Source organism: Streptomyces lusitanus (genome assembly GCF_042647945.1).
GTDB classification, from domain to species: domain Bacteria; phylum Actinomycetota; class Actinomycetes; order Streptomycetales; family Streptomycetaceae; genus Streptomyces; species Streptomyces pseudogriseolus.
On the sequence record NZ_JBHRWL010000033.1, the window covers coordinates 331,917 to 348,059 of the forward strand.

The following is a 16,143-nucleotide window of genomic DNA, read 5'->3' on the forward strand; positions in this document are numbered from 1 at the left end:
GGTTCTGTGGACAACCAGCGATGACGCGGCGCGCCTCACACCGGCGGCTTCACCCGCGCGATCCTCCGCGCCACCCCCGGCAGCCACCGCGCCAGCACGTACGCCGTCCGCGCCTCCGGGGTGACCGGCACGACCGCCTCGTCGCGCACCACCGCTCGCAGCACCGCGGCGGCGACCTTCTCCGGCGGGTAGTTCCGCAGCCCGTACAGCCGCGCCGCCTTCCGCCGCCTGCGCCGCTCCTCCTCCGCGTCCGTGCCCGCGAAGCGCGCGGTGGAGGTGATGCCCGTGTTCACGAACCCGGGGCACACCGCCGTCACGCCGATGTCCCGCTCCGCCAGCTCGGCCCGCAGGGACTCGCTCAGCATCAGCACCGCCGCCTTGGACGCCCCGTAGGCGGGCAGCGCACGCGAGGGCTGGAAGGCGGCCGCGGACGCCACGTTGACGATGTGGCCGCCCTGGCCGCGCTCGGCCATCCGCCTCCCGAAGTGCAGACAGCCGTGGATTACGCCCCACAGGTTGACGTCGAGGACCCGCTTCCAGTCCTCCGTCGTGGTGTCGAGGAACGCGCCGCCCAGGCCGACGCCCGCGTTGTTCACCAGCACGTCCACCACCCCGTGCGCCGCGGTGACCCGCTCGGCGAGCTTCTCCACGGCCCGCTCGTCGGCCACGTCCGCCGTCTCCGCCCAGGCGTCCGCGGCGCCCCGCGCCCAGGCCTCCCCGGCGGTGCGGAGCGCCGCGCCGGCGTCCCGGTCGACCACCACCACCCGCGCGCCCGCCTCGGCGAACGCCAGCGCCGTGGCCCGCCCGATACCGCTCCCCGCGCCCGTCACCAGCACCAGTTGCCCGCCGAACCGGTCGGCGTACCGGCCCCCGGTCCGCCGCTCGGGCCGCCCGCGCTTCCCGGGCCGCCCGCCCTCCACGGGGCGCCCGCCCTCCACGGGCCGTCCACCGTGCTCGGCTCGCCCACCCTCCTCAGCCCGCCCGCCCTCCACCGACGTCACGAAGTCGGCGATCCAGGCGGCCAGCTGGTCGGGCCGGCTGCGCGGCACCCAGTGGCCCGAGGGCAGGGTGCGCCGGGTGAGCCGGGGCGCCCACCGCTCCAGGCCGTCGTGGAGCCGCGGCGACAGGAACCGGTCCCCCAGCGGCGTGACGAGCTGCACGGGCGCGTGCGCGTAGGCGTCCGGGCGCGGGTCGCGCAGCCGGGAGCGCACGTTGTCCCGGTAGAGCCAGGCGCCGTGCGCGGCGTCCGACGGCAGGGACGACGTCGGGTAGCCGTCCTGGGGCACCCGCTCCATCCGCTCCAGCAGCCGTGGCCAGCGCCGCCCGAGCGGCCCGCGCCAGGCCAGCTCGGGCAGCACGGGCGTGTGCAGCGCGTACACGTACCAGGACCGCGCGCCCTGGCCCAGCAGATGCCCCGCCCGGCGTGGGGTCGGGCGGGACATCCGGCTCTTGATCCAGTGCCCGAAGTGATCCAGCGAGGGGCCGGAGACCGAGGTGAAGGACGCGATCCGCTCCCGCGCACGCGGCGCCGTCACGAACTCCCATCCCTGCACCGAGCCCCAGTCGTGCCCCACCAGGTGCACCGGCCGGTCCGGGCTGACCGCGTCCGCCACGGCGAGGAAGTCGTCCGTCAGCTTCTCCAGCGTGAACCCGCCGCGCAGCGGACGCGGCGCCGTGGATCTGCCGTGCCCCCGGACGTCGTAGGCCACCACGTGGAACCGCTCGGCGAGGCGCTGCGCGACCCGCGACCACACCTCCTTGCTGTCCGGATAGCCGTGCACCAGGACGACCGCCGGGCGCTCAGGGTCGCCCAGCTCGGCCACGCACAGCTCGACGCCGCCCGTCCGCACCCACCGTTCCCGCGCACCCTCGAGTCCCGTCACAGCGGCGAATCTCGCAGCTGTGAGACAACTCGTCAACAGGGCGCCCTGAGCTGTGGACAACTCTCAGGCAGGACGTCCCCTACGGGCGCGTACGACTCCAGGCGGACCCCAAGACGACCCCGCGGTCTGACGACCGCAGTGGTACGGGTCACTACGGTCGTCCATGTGACTGTGATCGCGACCGAAAGCCTGAGCAAGCGGTTCCCCCGGGTGACCGCGCTTGACCGGCTCTCCGTGGACGTCGGACCCGGTGTGACCGGGCTCGTCGGAGCCAACGGGGCCGGCAAGTCCACGTTGATCAAGATCCTGCTGGGTCTGTCCCCCGCCACGGAGGGCCGCGCCGAAGTGCTCGGACTCGACGTCGCCACCGAGGGCGCCGCCATCCGGGAACGGGTGGGCTACATGCCCGAGCACGACTGCCTGCCCCCGGACGTCTCGGCCACCGAGTTCGTCGTCCACATGGCGCGCATGTCCGGCCTGCCGGCCACCGCGGCCCGCGAACGCACCGCGGACACCCTGCGCCACGTCGGCCTGTACGAGGAGCGCTACCGGCCCATCGGCGGCTACTCCACCGGCATGAAGCAGCGGGTGAAGCTCGCGCAGGCGCTGGTGCACGACCCGCAGCTGGTGTTCCTGGACGAGCCCACCAACGGCCTCGACCCGGTCGGCCGCGACGAGATGCTCGGCCTGATCCGCCGCATCCACACCGACTTCGGCATCTCGGTCCTGGTCACCTCCCACCTGCTGGGCGAGCTGGAACGCACCTGCGACCACGTGGTCGTCGTGGACGGCGGCAAGCTGCTGCGCTCCTCCTCCACCCGGGACTTCACGCAGACCACCACGACCCTCGCGATCGAGGTCACCGACACCGACGAGCACCCCGACGGCACCCGCGCGGTGCGCGACGCGCTCCACGCGCGCGGGGTGACCGTCCAGGACGGCAGCGGGCTGCCGGGCGCCGGGCACATCCTGCTGCTCACCGCGCAGGGCGAGGACACCTACGACCTGGTGCGCGACGTGATCGCCGACCTCGGGCTCGGTCTGGTGCGCATGGAACAGCGGCGGCACCAGATCGCCGAGGTCTTCAAGGACGACGCGGACGGCGACGCGCAGCGGAAGGAGGCGGTCGGTCATGGCAACTGAGCAGTCCACGCGGACACCGGCCACCGGATCGGGTGACACCCGTATCCACAACATCGGTTACCGCTCCTACGACGGCCCCCGCCTCGGCCGCTCCTACGCCAGGCTCTCGCTGTACTCGCAGTCCCTGCGCGGCGCCTACGGCCTCGGCCGCTCGGCGAAGTCCAAGGTGCTGCCGATGCTGCTGTTCGTGGTGATGTGCGTGCCCGCCGCCATCATGGTGGCCGTCGCCGTCGCCACCAAGGCGAAGGACCTGCCCGTCGACTACACGCGCTACGCGATCATCATGCAGGCCGTCATCAGCCTGTACGTCGCCTCGCAGGCACCCCAGTCGGTCTCCCGCGACCTGCGCTTCAAGACCGTGCCGCTGTACTTCTCGCGGCCCATCGAGACCGGCGACTACGTCCGCGCCAAGTTCGCCGCGCTGGCGTCGGCCCTGTTCATCCTCACCGCGGCGCCCCTGCTGGTGCTGTACGTCGGCGCCCTGCTGGCCAAGCTCGACTTCACCGACCAGACCAAGGGATTCGCACAGGGACTCGTCTCCGTGGCACTGCTCTCGCTGCTCTTCGCCGGCATCGGCCTGGTCATCGCCGCGGTCACCCCGCGCCGCGGCTTCGGCATCGCGGCCGTCATCGCCGTCCTGACCATCTCCTACGGCGCGGTCTCCACCCTCCAGGCGATCGCGGAGACCCAGAGCAGCGGCGACGGCATCGCCTGGATCGGCCTGTTCTCGCCGATCACCCTCATCGACGGCGTGCAGTCCGCCTTCCTGGGCGCGACCTCCGCCTTCCCCGGCGGGGTGGGCCCGAGCAACGCCGAGGGCGTCGTCTACGTCCTGTTCACCCTCGGCCTGATCGCCGCCAGCTACGGCCTCCTGATGCGCCGCTACAAGAAGGTGGGCCTGTGACCACGCTCAGCATCGACCACGTCTCCCGCTGGTTCGGCAACGTGGTCGCCGTCAACGACGTCACCATGACCATCGGCCCCGGCGTCACCGGCCTGCTCGGCCCCAACGGCGCGGGGAAGTCCACCCTCATCAACATGATGGGCGGCTTCCTCGCCCCCTCCACCGGCACCGTCACCCTCGACGGACAGCAGGTGTGGCGCAACGAGGCCATCTACCAGCACATCGGCATCGTCCCCGAGCGCGAGGCGATGTACGACTTCCTGACCGGGCGTGAGTTCGTCCTCGCCAACGCCGAGCTGCACGGACTGGGCGCCAAGGCCGCCCAGAAGGCGCTCGCCACGGTGGAGATGGAGTACGCGCAGGACCGGAAGATCGCCACCTACTCCAAGGGCATGCGGCAGCGCGTGAAGATGGCGTCCGCGCTGGTTCACGACCCGTCGCTGCTGCTGCTCGACGAGCCGTTCAACGGCATGGACCCGCGCCAGCGCATGCAGCTGATGGACCTGCTGCGGCGCATGGGCGACGAGGGCCGCACGGTGCTGTTCTCCTCGCACATCCTTGAGGAGGTCGAGCAGCTCGCCTGGCACATCGAGGTCGTGGTCGCCGGCCGGCACGCGGCCAGCGGCGACTTCCGCCGGATCCGCCGTCTGATGACGGACCGCCCGCACCGCTACCTGGTGCGCTCCAGCGACGACCGCGCCCTCGCGGCCGCGCTGATCGCCGACCCGTCCACGTCCGGCATCGAGGTCGACCACGCCGAGGGCGCCCTGCGCATCCAGGCCGTCGACTTCGGCCGTTTCACCGCGCTGCTGCCGAAGGTCGCGAGGGAGCACGGCATCCGCCTGCTCACGGTCTCGCCGTCCGACGAGTCCCTCGAGTCCGTGTTCTCGTACCTGGTCGCGGCGTAGGAGGCCCTGATGTACGACCCCACCGTCGCCCGGCTCACCTACCGGGCCCTGCTCGGCCGTCGCCGGGCCCTCATTCTGGGCGCGCTGCCCCTGCTGCTCATCGTGATCTCCCTGGCGGTGCGCGCCCTCGCCGGCGCCGACGACCAGACCGCCGCCGACGTCCTCGGCGGTCTGGGGCTCGCCACGATGGTGCCGATCATCGGCGTCATCGCGGGCACCGGGGCGATCGGCCCGGAGATCGACGACGGCTCCGTGGTGTACCTGCTGTCCAAGCCGATCAAACGGCCCACGATCATCTACACCAAGCTGATCGTCGCCGTCGCCGTCACCATGGTGTTCTCCGCGGTGCCGACGCTGATCGCCGGCTTCGTCCTCAACGGCAACGGCCAGCAGGTCGCGGTCGCCTACACGGTGGCGGCCCTGGTCGCCTCCATCGCCTACGCGGCGCTGTTCCTGCTGCTCGGCACGGTCTCGCGGCACGCGGTGGTCTTCGGCCTGGTGTACGCGCTGATCTGGGAGGCGCTGTTCGGCTCCCTGGTGCCCGGCGCGCGCACGCTGAGCGTCCAGCAGTGGTCCCTCGCCGTGGCGGAGAGGGTGGCAGGCGGCGAGCTGGTCACCTCGGACGTCGGCCTGACCACGGCGACGATCGCGCTGGTCGCCGTCACGGTGCTGGCCACCTGGTACGCCGGCCAGAAGCTGCGCACGCTGACGCTCGCCGGCGAGGAGTGAGGGGCACACCCCCGACGTGCGTGAGGGCGGTGCCGCCGGTGTCGGCGGCACCGCCCTTCGTCATGTCCCGCGGCGTTTTATTCGGTGGCGCCGGACGTGTCCGGACGGGCACAGTGAGGTGTCCGCATCGCCGGGAACGTCCGGCGACCGTGAGCCGGGAGAGGAGGGGAACCATGCCCATGCACGGCAGTACGTTCCGCTCCCGTCGGGGCGGCCCGAGGCGGACTCCGGAGTAATCCCTACTGCTCCGTCGAGTCCCCCCGAGGACCTGCCCGGGGCGGCCGCTTCGAGCGCGCGCACCTGCGGCGCGCGGGCCGCCCACCCGGAGGATTGGCCGAGTGGTAAGGCACCGGTTTGGCTCAAGCCGTGGTCGGGTGAGAGCCCGCGCACGTTCGATCCGTGCATCCTCCGCCGAACGCCGAACGCCGAACGCCGAACGCCGAACGCCGAACGCGTGATCTGTGGGACGTGTCAGCCCAGCATGCGTTCCAGCACCACCGCGATGCCGTCGTCCTCGTTGGACGCCGTCACCTCGTCGGCCACGGCCCGCAGGTCCCGGTGGCCGTTGGCCATCGCGACGCCGTGGCCGGACCAGGCGAACATCGGGATGTCGTTGGGCATGTCGCCGAAGGCGATCGTCTCCGCCGCCTTCACGCCGAGCCGACGCGCGGCGAGCGACAGCCCGGTCGCCTTGGACAGCCCCAGCGGCAGCAGCTCCACGATGCCCTCGCCCGCCATGACGACGGTGACGAAACCGCCCGCGGTGCGCTCGGCCGCCGCGGCCAGCTCGTCCGAGGTCAGCTCCGGATGCTGGATGTACAGCTTGTTCAGCGGGGCCGCCCACAGGTCGGAGGCGTCCGTGAACGGCGTCGCCGGCAGCGCGCCGATGACGTCGTAGCCCGGCCCGACCAGCACCTCGCCGTCCAGGCCGTCCCGGCTCGCCGCCAGGTGCAGCGGGCCGACCTCCGCCTCGATCTTGGCGAGCGCCACCCCGGCGAGCTGCCGGTCCAGCGTCACGGAGGTCAGCAGCCGGTCCGCGCCGGCGTCGTACACCTGGGCGCCCTGGCCGCAGACGGCGAGGCCCTGGTAGCCGAGGTCCTCGAGTATCGGGCGGGTCCAGGGCACCGCGCGGCCGGTGACGACGATGTGCGCGGCACCCGCCGCGGCGGCCGCGGTGAGCGCGTCACGGGTACGCCCGGACACCGAGCCGTCCTCACGCAGCAGCGTGCCGTCGAGGTCGGTGGCGACGAGCCGGTACGGGAAGGGGGAGGACGCGCCGCTCACTTGGCGACCGGTTCCAGGATCTCCCGGCCGCCCAGGTAGGGACGCAGCACCTCGGGCACGCGGACCGAGCCGTCGGGCCGCTGGTGGTTCTCCAGGATCGCCACGATGGTCCGCGGTACGGCGCACAGCGTGCCGTTCAGCGTGGCCAGCGGACGCACCTTCTTGTCCTCACGCACCCGGATCTGGAGGCGGCGCGACTGGAACTCGGTGCAGTCCGAGGTCGAGGTCAGCTCGCGGTACTTGCCCTGGGTCGGGATCCACGCCTCGCAGTCGTACTTGCGGGCGGCCGAGGAGCCCAGGTCGCCCGAGGCCACGTCGATCACGCGGAACGGCAGCTCGAGCGAGGTCAGCCACTGCTTCTCCCACTCCAGCAGCCGCTTGTGCTCCGCCTGGGAGTCCTCCGGGGCGACGTAGGAGAACATCTCCACCTTGTCGAACTGGTGGACGCGGAAGATGCCCCGGGTGTCCTTGCCGTGCGAGCCGGCCTCGCGGCGGAAGCAGGGCGAGAAGCCCGCGTAGCGCAGCGGCAGCTTGTCGGCCTCCAGGATCTCGTCCATGTGGTAGGCGGCCAGGGCCACCTCGGACGTGCCGACCAGGTACAGGTCGTCCTTGTCCAGGTGGTAGACGTCCTGCGCGGCCTGGCCGAGGAAGCCGGTGCCCGCCATCGACTGGGGACGCACCAGCGCCGGGGTCAGCATCGGCGTGAAGCCGGCCGCCGTGGCCTGGGCCATCGCGGCGTTCACCAGGGCCAGCTCGAGCAGCGCGCCGACACCGGTGAGGAAGTAGAAGCGGCTGCCGGATACCTTGGCGCCGCGCTCGACGTCGATCGCGCCGAGGAGCTGGCCGAGCTCCAGGTGGTCCTTGGGCTCGAAGCCCTCGGCGGCGAAGTCGCGGATGTCGCCGTGCGTCTCCAGCGTGACGAAGTCCTCCTCGCCGCCGACGGGCACGTCGGGGTGGACGAGGTTGCTCAGCTTGAGCAGGAGCTCCTGGGTCTCGGTGTCGGCGGCGTCGCGCTCGGCGTCGGCGGCCTTGACGTCGGCCTTGAGCTGCTCGGCCCTCTTGAGCAGCTCGGCCTTCTCGTCACCGGTGGCCCTGCCGATGAGCTTGCCGAGCGACTTCTGCTCGGCGCGCAGCTCGTCGAAGCGGACGCCGGACGACCTGCGCCGTTCGTCGGCAGACAGGAGGGCGTCGACGAGCGCGACGTCCTCTCCACGGGCGCGCTGCGATGCGCGCACACGGTCGGGGTCCTCACGGAGCAGGCGAAGGTCAATCACGCGGTCAAGGCTACCGGTGCGCGACCGCGGCTCACGACCGACTATTGCGGTGCCCGGATGCGTGTCCCTTACCAGGTGAATTGCCTGGTGTGTTCTTCGTGATCGTTTCACGGTGGCGGCAAGGTCAATAAACAGGGCGCCGCCGCTGGAAAGGGTCGGTCGCGCGGCCCGCTGTTGACCGGAAACCCTTGCACGGAACGGGACTTGAGAGCTTGCTGTCCACAGCCGTCCACACCGCACGAAAAGTTATCCACAGGCTGTGGGGAAGATCTGTGGATGCCGGAATTGATCACTCCGAAAGGCCCGGCTGGAGGCGATGATTCCCCGCACAAACTCCCTCTACCGCCACTTTTGAGTGGAAAGGCCTCCCTCCAAAGGGTTGATCACCGAAAAAGAGTGGACGAAGGGCGAGCTGCCGCGGAATGAACGCGATCATGACCTTGGGGGGATTTGTCGACCGAAGGGCGGCTCGGTGTCGACTTGTCCCCAGGTCGAGAAGCTGACCTGTGGATAACTCCTGTGGACAATGACAATCGGCAGGTAGGACCGGTTCCCGCCGCCCCGGCACGTCCTCGGAACGCCTCTCAGAACCGGCCGTCCTGGCAGCGCGCCACCCAGTCCGCCGCCCCTACGAACTCCTCGTCCGACGTCCCCGGGAACGGCGGCCGCACGTCGCCCGGCTGCACGTCCGCCCTCGGGTACGAACCGAGGTAACGCACCTGGAGGCAGATGCGCTTCAGCCCCATCAGGGCCTCCGCCATCCTGCGGTCGGAGATGTGCCCCTCGGCGTCGATGCAGAAGCAGTAGTTGCCGATGCCGGCGCCGGTCGGCCGGGACTGGAGCAGCATCAGGTTGATGCCCCGGGTGGCGAACTCCCCCAGCAGGTCGCGCAGACCGCCCGGGTGGTCGTCGCGCTGCCACAGCACCACCGAGGTCTTGTCCGCCCCGGTCGGCGCCGCCGGACGCGCGGGCCGGCCCACCAGCACGAACCGGGTCTGGGCGTTCTCCGCGTCGTGGATGCCCGTCTCCAGCGCCTCCAGCCCGTACCGGGCCGCGGCGAACTCACCGGCGAAGGCGGCGTCGTACCGGCCCTCCTGGACCAGCCGGGCGCCGTCCGCGTTCGAGGCGGCCGACTCCCAGAGCGCGTCGGGCAGGTGGGTGCGCAGCCAGTTGCGCACCTGCGGCTGGGCGGCCGGGTGGGCGGTCACCGTCTTGATGTCCGACAGCTTCGTGCCCGGGCGGACCAGCAGCGCGAAGGTGATCGACAGCAGCACCTCGCGGTAGATCATCAGCGGGGTGCCCGCCACCAGCTCGTCGAGGGTGGTGGTGATCCCGCCCTCCACCGAGTTCTCGATGGGGACGAAAGCGGCCTCGGCCTCGCCGGCGCGTACCGCGTCGAGCGCGGACTGCACGGACACGTACGGGATCAGCTCACGCGTGGCCGCCTCGGGAAGCGTGCGCAGAGCGACTTCGGTGAAGGTGCCCTCTGGGCCGAGATACGCATAGCTCGCTGGCATGACCTCACCCTAATGGGCCCACGCCCGACGGCCCTTCCCGAGACCGCTCACGCGGGTGACTCCCGGCGGTTGTCACCCCTCCAGCAGCGCCTGGCCCACATACTCGCCCTCCGCCGCCCCGCCCGGGACCGCGAACAGCCCGCTCGCCTCGTGGCGGACGAACGGCGTCAGGGCGTCGCCCCGGTCGAGCTTGCGCTGCACCGGCACGAAGCCCCGCAGCGGGTCGGCCTGCCAGCAGATGAACAGCAGCCCTGCGTCCGGTGTCCCGTCGGTGTCGATGCCGTCGTGGTACGAGAACGGCCGGCGCAGCATGGCCGCCCCGCCGTTCTGGTCGGGCCGGGTGATCCGCGCGTGGGCGTTGATGGGGACGACCAGATCGCCCCGGGCGTCGGTCTTCTCCAGGTCCATCTCGGTCGTCTCGTCGCCGCCGGAGAGCGGGGCGCCGTCGGCCTTGCGCCGCCCGATGACACCCTCCTGCTCCGTGTGCGACAGCTTCTCCCAGTCGTCCAGCAGCATGCGGATACGGCGGACGACCACGTAGGAGCCGTTCGCCATCCAGGCGGGCTCACCCTGCTCCGGCACGAAGATCCGCTCGTCGAAGTCGGGCTCGCCGGGCTTCGGATTGCGGGTGCCGTCGACCTGGCCCATCAGATTGCGGGTGGTCATCGGGCGGGCGGTGGCGCCCGGGGAGCGGTTGAAGCCGTTCATCTGCCAGCGCACCCGCGCCGCCGCGCCCGCGTCCTTCTGCACCGCGCGCAGGGCATGGAACGCCACGAGGGCGTCGTCGGCGCCGATCTGCACCCACAGGTCCCCGTTGCTGCGGGCACGGTCGAGGCGGTCGGAGGAGAAGGCGGGCAGCGGGTCCAGGGCGGACGGGCGCTGCTTCTCCAGCCCGGTACGCGCGAAGAAGCTGTGCCCGAACCCGAAGGTCAGGGTCAGCGAGGAGGGTCCGGCGTCGCGGGCCACGTCGCTGTCGCCCTGCGCGTCGAACTCCCCGGCCATCAGCCGCCGGGCCGTGTCGGACCAGCGGCGCAGCAGCGCGGCCGCCTCCTTGCGTCCGGCGCCGGGAGCCAGGTCGAAGGCGAGGAGATGGCCGCGCGACTGGAGCGGGTCGGTGATGCCGGGCTGATGTTTCACGTGAAACGGCACTTTTGTGGCGCCGACCGAGGTCAGCGGTGTGGCCCCGGAGGGCGCCGCCGCGTACCCGACGGCACCGCCCGCCGCCCCGAGTACGAGCCCGGTGGCGCCGGCCGTGCCGAGCAGGCGCCGCCGGGAGATGCCCGCCCCGGAGGCGGGGGATTGCGGCCGGGGTTCCTCCTCGGGGGTGCGGGTCTGCGACAGGGAAGGGTCAGGCATGGTGGTTCAGCCGATCTGAGCGTTCTTGGAGACGGTCACCTGGTCGATGTCGGAGGTCCGCACGGTCACCTCGACCTTCCAGTCGCCCGCCATGGGGATCTGTACCGCGCTCGCCGACCAGTGTCCGGTGGTGACGTGGTCGGGTGCGACGGGCAGCGGTCCGATGTCCTGGGCGGTGAGGGTGAGGGCGATCTTCACCTCGGGCACGTCGACCGGTGTGCCGTCCGGTCCCTCGACGTAGACGTGCAGGGAGTTGTCGCCGACCCGGGCGGGATCGAGGTCGATCGAGACGACCCCCTTGCCGTTCCGCCCGCCGGTGTCGAAGGGCATGGTCAGGCTCACCGCACCACTGCCCTGCCCGGTTCCCTCGGCGGCGGAGGACGAGGTGGCGGCGGCCGCCTTCGCGTCCTGCTCGGTGCGGCCCGGCTCGGTCTGCGTCAGCACGGTGGTGACGGCCAGCAGGACGACGGCGACGCCCGCCTCGGCGAGCACCGAGCGGCGCAGTCCGAAGCGGTTCGGGTCGGCGTCCCGCAGCCGCTTCTGCCGGGCGGCCTCGGCCGCGGCCCGCTGCCGGGCGAGCTGCGCGGCCCGCACGGCGTCGTGACCGGCCCCGGCCTTCTTCGTGTCGGAAGCCTCGGAAGGCGCGGAGGCGTCGGACGCCTCGGCCGGTGCGGTGCCCGCCGGCTGCTTCTCCTCGGACGCCTCGGACGCCTCCGACGCCTCTGCCTGCACGGTGGCGGCCGGCTGCTTCTCCTCCTCGGCCGCGGATGTACGCGCCTCGGACAGCCGCTGCGTCCAGCGGCGAGACAGGTACGCGACCGCGACCATCACGGCCACCAGCGCGATCTTGACGAGCAGCAACTGCCCGTACCGGGTGTCGGTGAAGGCCGACCAGGAGCCGAGCTGCCGCCAGCTCTGGTAGACGCCGGTGACGGCCAGCGTCACCACGCTGCCGAAGGCGAGGCGCGAGAACCGCCGGACCGCGTCCCGCCCCACCGGTGTCTCGACGGGACCGCGGTGGAGCGCGACGAGGAGGGCGGTGAGCCCGCCCAGCCAGGCGGCGACCGCCAGCAGGTGTACCACGTCGACCGGCATGGCCACGCCCGGCTGAAGGCCCTGCGAGGCGTGCTCGGACATGGCCCAGCTCGCGGCCAGTCCGGCCGCCACGACCGTCCCGCCGAGGGCCAGCCCGAAGGTCAGGTCCCGCTTGTCCGGCTCCCCGCCGTCCCCTTCCGCGGACCTTTCCACGAGCCCATCCGCGGGCTCCTTGGCGCCGTCCGCGTCGTCACCGGCCCCGGCTGGCGTGGTGCGGGCGTACGCCCCGAACAGCACCGCGATGAACAGCGCCGCAGCCGCGAGCAGCAGCAGCCGGGACACCAGGGCCGCACCGGTCTTGGTCTGGAGCACGTCCCCCAGCAGCTCCAGGTCGAAGATGTCGCCGACCTTGCCGGTGGTCGTGTAGGAGCCGCGCAGCAGCAGCAGGCCCAGGGTGGCCGCCGTGAGCGCGAGCCATCCGGAGACGACAAGGCGCTGGACCGCCCGCACCCGGGCGCCCGGCGCCCAGCAGGCGAGGACGAATGCGGCGCCGCCCGCCAGGACGACGAAGCCCGCGTAGGAGACGTAGCGGCCGAAGCCGTAGAGCCAGCCCACGAGGCCGTCGTCGGAGCCCTGCGCGGACACCGAGACGGTGGTCTCCGAGGGGGCGCCGATGGAGAAGGTGTAGGCGCCGGCGACCGGGTGGCTGTCGGCGGACACCACCTGGTAGGCCACCGTGTACGTGCCGTCGGGCAGCCCGCTCAGCAGCCGCACGCTGTACGTGGTGCCGCTGAGGTTGGCCGGCTCGCCCTTGTCCACCCGCTCGCCCTTGGGGTCGAGCACCCGTACGGAGTCGTCGCCCACGGCGATCGGCTCCGAGAAGGTGAGGGAGATCTGAGCGGGCGCCGTGTCGACCACCGCCCCCTGCGCGGGGTCGCTGCCGGTCAGCGCGGCGTGCGCGGAGGCGGGAGCGGCCCCGGCGAGGAGCGCGCCGGCGACCGCCAGGATCAGCAGCACCAGGGTCCGCACGCGGGGGGCGATGGTCTGGGTCACGGGGGTGTCTCCCTCAGTGTCCGGTCGTCGGGCGGTAGGTGGCCGGCTTCACCGGAATCTCGACCGTGACGGGGTCGGAGTGGGCGAAGCGCAACTCGACGGAGACCTTCTGACCCTGCTTCGGCTCGCGCCTCAGCTGCTCGAACATCAGATGGTTGCCGCCGCTTTCCAGCACGAGGCTGCCGTGGGCCGGGATGTCGAGTGTCTCGACCTCCTGCATCGCCCCGTCGACGGTCTCGTGCACGGTGACCTGTCCGGCGACGTCACTGCTGACCGAGGTCAGCCGGTCCGCGGCGTCACCGTCGTTGGTGATCGTGAGGAACCCCGCGGCCATGTCCGACACCGGCTGCGGCATGTACGCGGACCCGACCGACAGCCGGGCCGAGCCGTCGTCCGAGCCGCCGCACCCGGCCAGGGCCAGCGCGCCGGCCACGGCCAGGGCGGCGCCCGCGCGGCGCCTCACGGGTTCTCCCCCTTGATGATCTTGGGCAGGTCCTGGGTGTAGTCCTCGACGGTGGCGTCCTCGCCGTAGAGGACGTAACCGCCGTCCGTCTTCGGGGAGAAGGCGATGACCTGGGTGCCGTGGTCGGAGACGGTCTTGCCGTTCTCGTCCTTGCGCGGCGGGTCGATGGAGATGCCGAGGGTGCGGGCGCCGGCCTGGATGGTGGCGAAGTCGCCGGTCAGGCCGACGACCTGGGGGTCGATGCCCTTGAGCCACTTGCCGAGCTCGGCGGGGGTGTCCCGCTCGGGGTCGGTGGTGACGAACACGATCCGCAGCTGGTCCTGCTGCTCCTTGGGCAGCTGCTTCTTGGCCACCGCGATGTTGTTCATCGTCAGCGGGCAGACGTCGGGGCAGTGCGTGTAGCCGAAGTAGATCAGCGTGGGCCGGCCCGCGGTCTGCTCACGGAAGTCGTACGGCTTGCCCGCGGTGTCGGTGAGGACGAGGTCGGGCTTCTCGAAGGGCTTGTCGAGGACGGTGGCCGCCTGCCGGGCACCGGTCTCCTCGGAGACCACGGAGACGGGCGAACCGCTGTCGCCGGAATCTCCGCCGCAGGCGGTGAGGGTCAACGGGACGACGGCGAGCAGAGCCGCCGCCGCGAGGGTCTTCTTGCGCATGGGTGGGTCCTGGAGGTGTGTGCGGCACGCACCGGGTGGCCGCGGGGGCCGCGGCCGGCCCCGGCGCGTGCCGTGGAGAAGGGGAGGCTCAGGCGGTGCGCCGGCGCCCGGCGAGCACGCCGTACGCGACACCCGCGGCGCCGACCACGATGCCGACGACGCCCAGCACGCGGGCGGTGGTGTCGGTGCCGCCGGAGTCGTCGTCGGACGCGGCGGTCGTCTCGGCCGAGGCCTTCTCCGCGTCGTCGGACGCCTTGTCGTCGGCGGCGGCGCCGTGCCCGTGGCCGTCCTCGGCGGGCGCGGTCAGGGCGAGCACCGGGGCCGGGTTCTCCGGCTCCTCCTGGCCTTCCTGAGGCACCTCGATCCAGCGGACGACCTCCTTGTTGGAGTACGTCTGGAGGGCCTTGAAGACGAGCTGGTCGGTGTCCTCGGGCAGCGTGCCGACGGACACGGGGAACTTCTGGAAGAAGCCCGGCTTGATCCCGTCGCCCTTGGCGGTCCAGGTGACCTTGGAGACGGCCTCGTCGATCTTCTTGCCGTGCACCTCGAGCGGCGTGGCCAGGCGGGACTTGGTGATCTTGATGTCCCAGCCCTCGACCGGCTGCGGCTGCACGGACGACAGGGGGTGGTCCGACGGGAAGGTGACCTCGAGCTTGGTGGTCGAGGCGTTGTCCCGCTCGTTGGGGACCTTGAAGCCGACGACCGCGTAGCCGCCCTTCGCGGCCTCACCCTCGGGCTGCACGCTGACGTGCGCGAAGCAGGGGGAGGACACGGCGAGGACGGCGACGCCGGCGACGGCGCCGGCGGCGGCGATACGGGAAGCCTTCATGGCAGAAGCACTCCGCTTCGTAGAGGTTTCACTGACGATGAGGGATACGCGGCGCGGACGGCCGGTCACTCCCCTTGGAGGGACGGCGGCCGGGCGCTCGCGGCGGAACCGGCGCACAGGCGTGCCGCACGGAGGCGTCCCTCACCGTGTCCGGAAACCCCGGAACGGCGGGCGCCCCGCGTCAGGCGGCGAGCGCGAGTGCGGAGGCGGACGCCGGGGGACCCCGGCGGATCACCGTGTGGTGCAGCCCCGCGGAGCGCGACGGAATGGGTGCGAGCAGCGTGGTGCGCAGGGTGAGCGGGGCCGCCTGGGGCGCGCCGGGAAGTCCCACGCGCAGGGCCCGCACCAGGGCGAGCGCGCCGCGCAGCGACCGCACGAGGGCGCCTTCGGCGACGCCCTGCGCGGACAGGTCGGCCAGGCGCAGCAGGGCCAGGTCGCCCCGGCGCAGCAGCCATCCCGCGGCGAGCGCGGCGAGGACATGGCCGAGCAGCATGGGCAGCGACGGCAGCAGGGACCCCGCCGCTTCCGCCGTCATGGTGTCGGCCGCGTGTCCGCCGGGCCCGTGCGGTGCGATCCGGGCGTCGGCGAGGACCTGCTGGGCCTCGGCCGGGCTGATCGCGCGGGGCCCGCACAGCAGGCGGGCGGCCTGGGCGACCAGGGCGGCGTCGGAGGCGGCGCCCGTCGGCGCGCCGTGCTGCCCGAGACCGAACAGCGTGTGCAGCGCGGTCTGACCGCCGGCCAGCAGGGCCGTGATCACCGGCAGCGGGCGGGTGCGCCCGGCGAGCGGCACGGCGACCGCGACCGCCGCGAGGAAGCCCGCGCCCAGCGTCCACAACGGCACGGCGTCGCAGGAGGCGAGCGAGTGGCCTGCCCCGGCCAGCACGACGCAGACCGCGGCGAACACCGCGGCCCGCAGGATCCGGAGTCCTCGTCCGGCGCGCGTCGTGCGCGGATCAGGGGCAGACATGGCGGCCTCATCATCGCACCAGCCCCAGGGGCGCCGTACGCCAGGTCCGCAAGATGAGGTACGACCGTAAGATCACCTGTGCGGTGCGGTGTCGCACATACACCGATCGGCTCCCTCGTACACCCGCCATATGGGCGGTGTCACG

14 protein-coding genes and 1 tRNA gene are annotated in these 16,143 nt (G+C 72.3%); 5 read left to right on the forward strand and 10 right to left on the reverse strand.

Going from position 1 to position 16,143, the window contains the following annotated elements:
* Positions 1–35: 35 nt before the first annotated feature.
* A complete protein-coding gene (locus ACFOSY_RS33415) occupies positions 36–1,883 on the reverse strand; it encodes an SDR family oxidoreductase (protein ID WP_394314266.1) in 1,848 nt (615 codons plus the stop codon).
* A gap of 171 nt (positions 1,884–2,054) precedes the next feature.
* Between ACFOSY_RS33415 and ACFOSY_RS33420 the strand changes: the two genes are divergently transcribed.
* From ACFOSY_RS33420 to ACFOSY_RS33440, 5 genes are all read left to right on the forward strand, one after another.
* Entirely contained in the window at positions 2,055–3,026 is a 972-nt protein-coding gene (locus ACFOSY_RS33420) for an ABC transporter ATP-binding protein (protein ID WP_394314498.1), read from the forward strand.
* Positions 3,016–3,930, forward strand: a complete 915-nt coding sequence (locus tag ACFOSY_RS33425; RefSeq protein ID WP_394314268.1) for an ABC transporter permease subunit — start codon at positions 3,016–3,018, stop codon at positions 3,928–3,930. The genes ACFOSY_RS33420 and ACFOSY_RS33425 overlap by 11 nt, the downstream gene beginning before the upstream one ends.
* Entirely contained in the window at positions 3,927–4,838 is a 912-nt protein-coding gene (locus ACFOSY_RS33430; RefSeq protein WP_225653027.1) for an ABC transporter ATP-binding protein, read from the forward strand. The genes ACFOSY_RS33425 and ACFOSY_RS33430 overlap by 4 nt, the downstream gene beginning before the upstream one ends.
* Positions 4,839–4,847: 9 nt before the next feature.
* Positions 4,848–5,567 (forward strand): ABC transporter permease subunit, encoded by a 720-nt coding sequence (locus tag ACFOSY_RS33435; protein WP_394314270.1) that lies wholly within the window; start codon positions 4,848–4,850, stop codon positions 5,565–5,567.
* A gap of 324 nt (positions 5,568–5,891) precedes the next feature.
* Positions 5,892–5,978: transfer RNA gene (locus tag ACFOSY_RS33440), tRNA-Ala, on the forward strand.
* A 60-nt stretch (positions 5,979–6,038) separates the two neighbouring features.
* On the opposite strand, the gene ACFOSY_RS33445 is transcribed toward ACFOSY_RS33440, so the two are convergent.
* The 9 genes from ACFOSY_RS33445 to ACFOSY_RS33485 all read right to left on the reverse strand — a co-directional run bounded on the left by ACFOSY_RS33445 (position 6,039) and on the right by ACFOSY_RS33485 (position 15,998).
* Positions 6,039–6,851: an HAD family hydrolase gene (locus ACFOSY_RS33445; protein WP_394314272.1), complete on the reverse strand. Its 813-nt coding sequence runs from the start codon at positions 6,849–6,851 to the stop codon at positions 6,039–6,041.
* Positions 6,848–8,125, reverse strand: coding sequence for a serine--tRNA ligase (serS, locus tag ACFOSY_RS33450; RefSeq protein ID WP_394314274.1), 1,278 nt, complete (start codon positions 8,123–8,125; stop codon positions 6,848–6,850). Before serS ends, ACFOSY_RS33445 begins: the two co-directional genes overlap by 4 nt.
* A gap of 584 nt (positions 8,126–8,709) precedes the next feature.
* Positions 8,710–9,642, reverse strand: coding sequence for a prephenate dehydratase (pheA, locus tag ACFOSY_RS33455; RefSeq protein ID WP_394314276.1), 933 nt, complete (start codon positions 9,640–9,642; stop codon positions 8,710–8,712).
* 72 nt (positions 9,643–9,714) lie between these two features.
* Entirely contained in the window at positions 9,715–10,998 is a 1,284-nt protein-coding gene (gene efeB / locus ACFOSY_RS33460; protein ID WP_394314278.1) for an iron uptake transporter deferrochelatase/peroxidase subunit, read from the reverse strand.
* 6 nt (positions 10,999–11,004) lie between these two features.
* Positions 11,005–13,086 carry a copper resistance protein CopC gene (locus ACFOSY_RS33465; RefSeq protein WP_394314281.1) on the reverse strand — a complete coding sequence of 694 codons (2,082 nt, stop codon included), beginning with the start codon at positions 13,084–13,086 and terminating at the stop codon, positions 11,005–11,007.
* A gap of 13 nt (positions 13,087–13,099) precedes the next feature.
* Entirely contained in the window at positions 13,100–13,549 is a 450-nt protein-coding gene (locus tag ACFOSY_RS33470) for a copper chaperone PCu(A)C (RefSeq protein ID WP_394314284.1), read from the reverse strand.
* On the reverse strand, positions 13,546–14,202 hold the full coding sequence (locus ACFOSY_RS33475) for an SCO family protein (RefSeq protein WP_394314286.1): 657 nt from the start codon (positions 14,200–14,202) through the stop codon (positions 13,546–13,548). Before ACFOSY_RS33475 ends, ACFOSY_RS33470 begins: the two co-directional genes overlap by 4 nt.
* Before the next feature lie 88 nt (positions 14,203–14,290).
* The gene (locus tag ACFOSY_RS33480) at positions 14,291–15,031 is read right to left on the reverse strand and encodes a YcnI family copper-binding membrane protein (protein ID WP_394314288.1); all 741 of its coding nucleotides are present in this window, start codon (positions 15,029–15,031) and stop codon (positions 14,291–14,293) included.
* 181 nt (positions 15,032–15,212) lie between these two features.
* Positions 15,213–15,998 (reverse strand): hypothetical protein, encoded by a 786-nt coding sequence (locus ACFOSY_RS33485; RefSeq protein WP_394314291.1) that lies wholly within the window; start codon positions 15,996–15,998, stop codon positions 15,213–15,215.
* Positions 15,999–16,143: the final 145 nt, after the last annotated feature.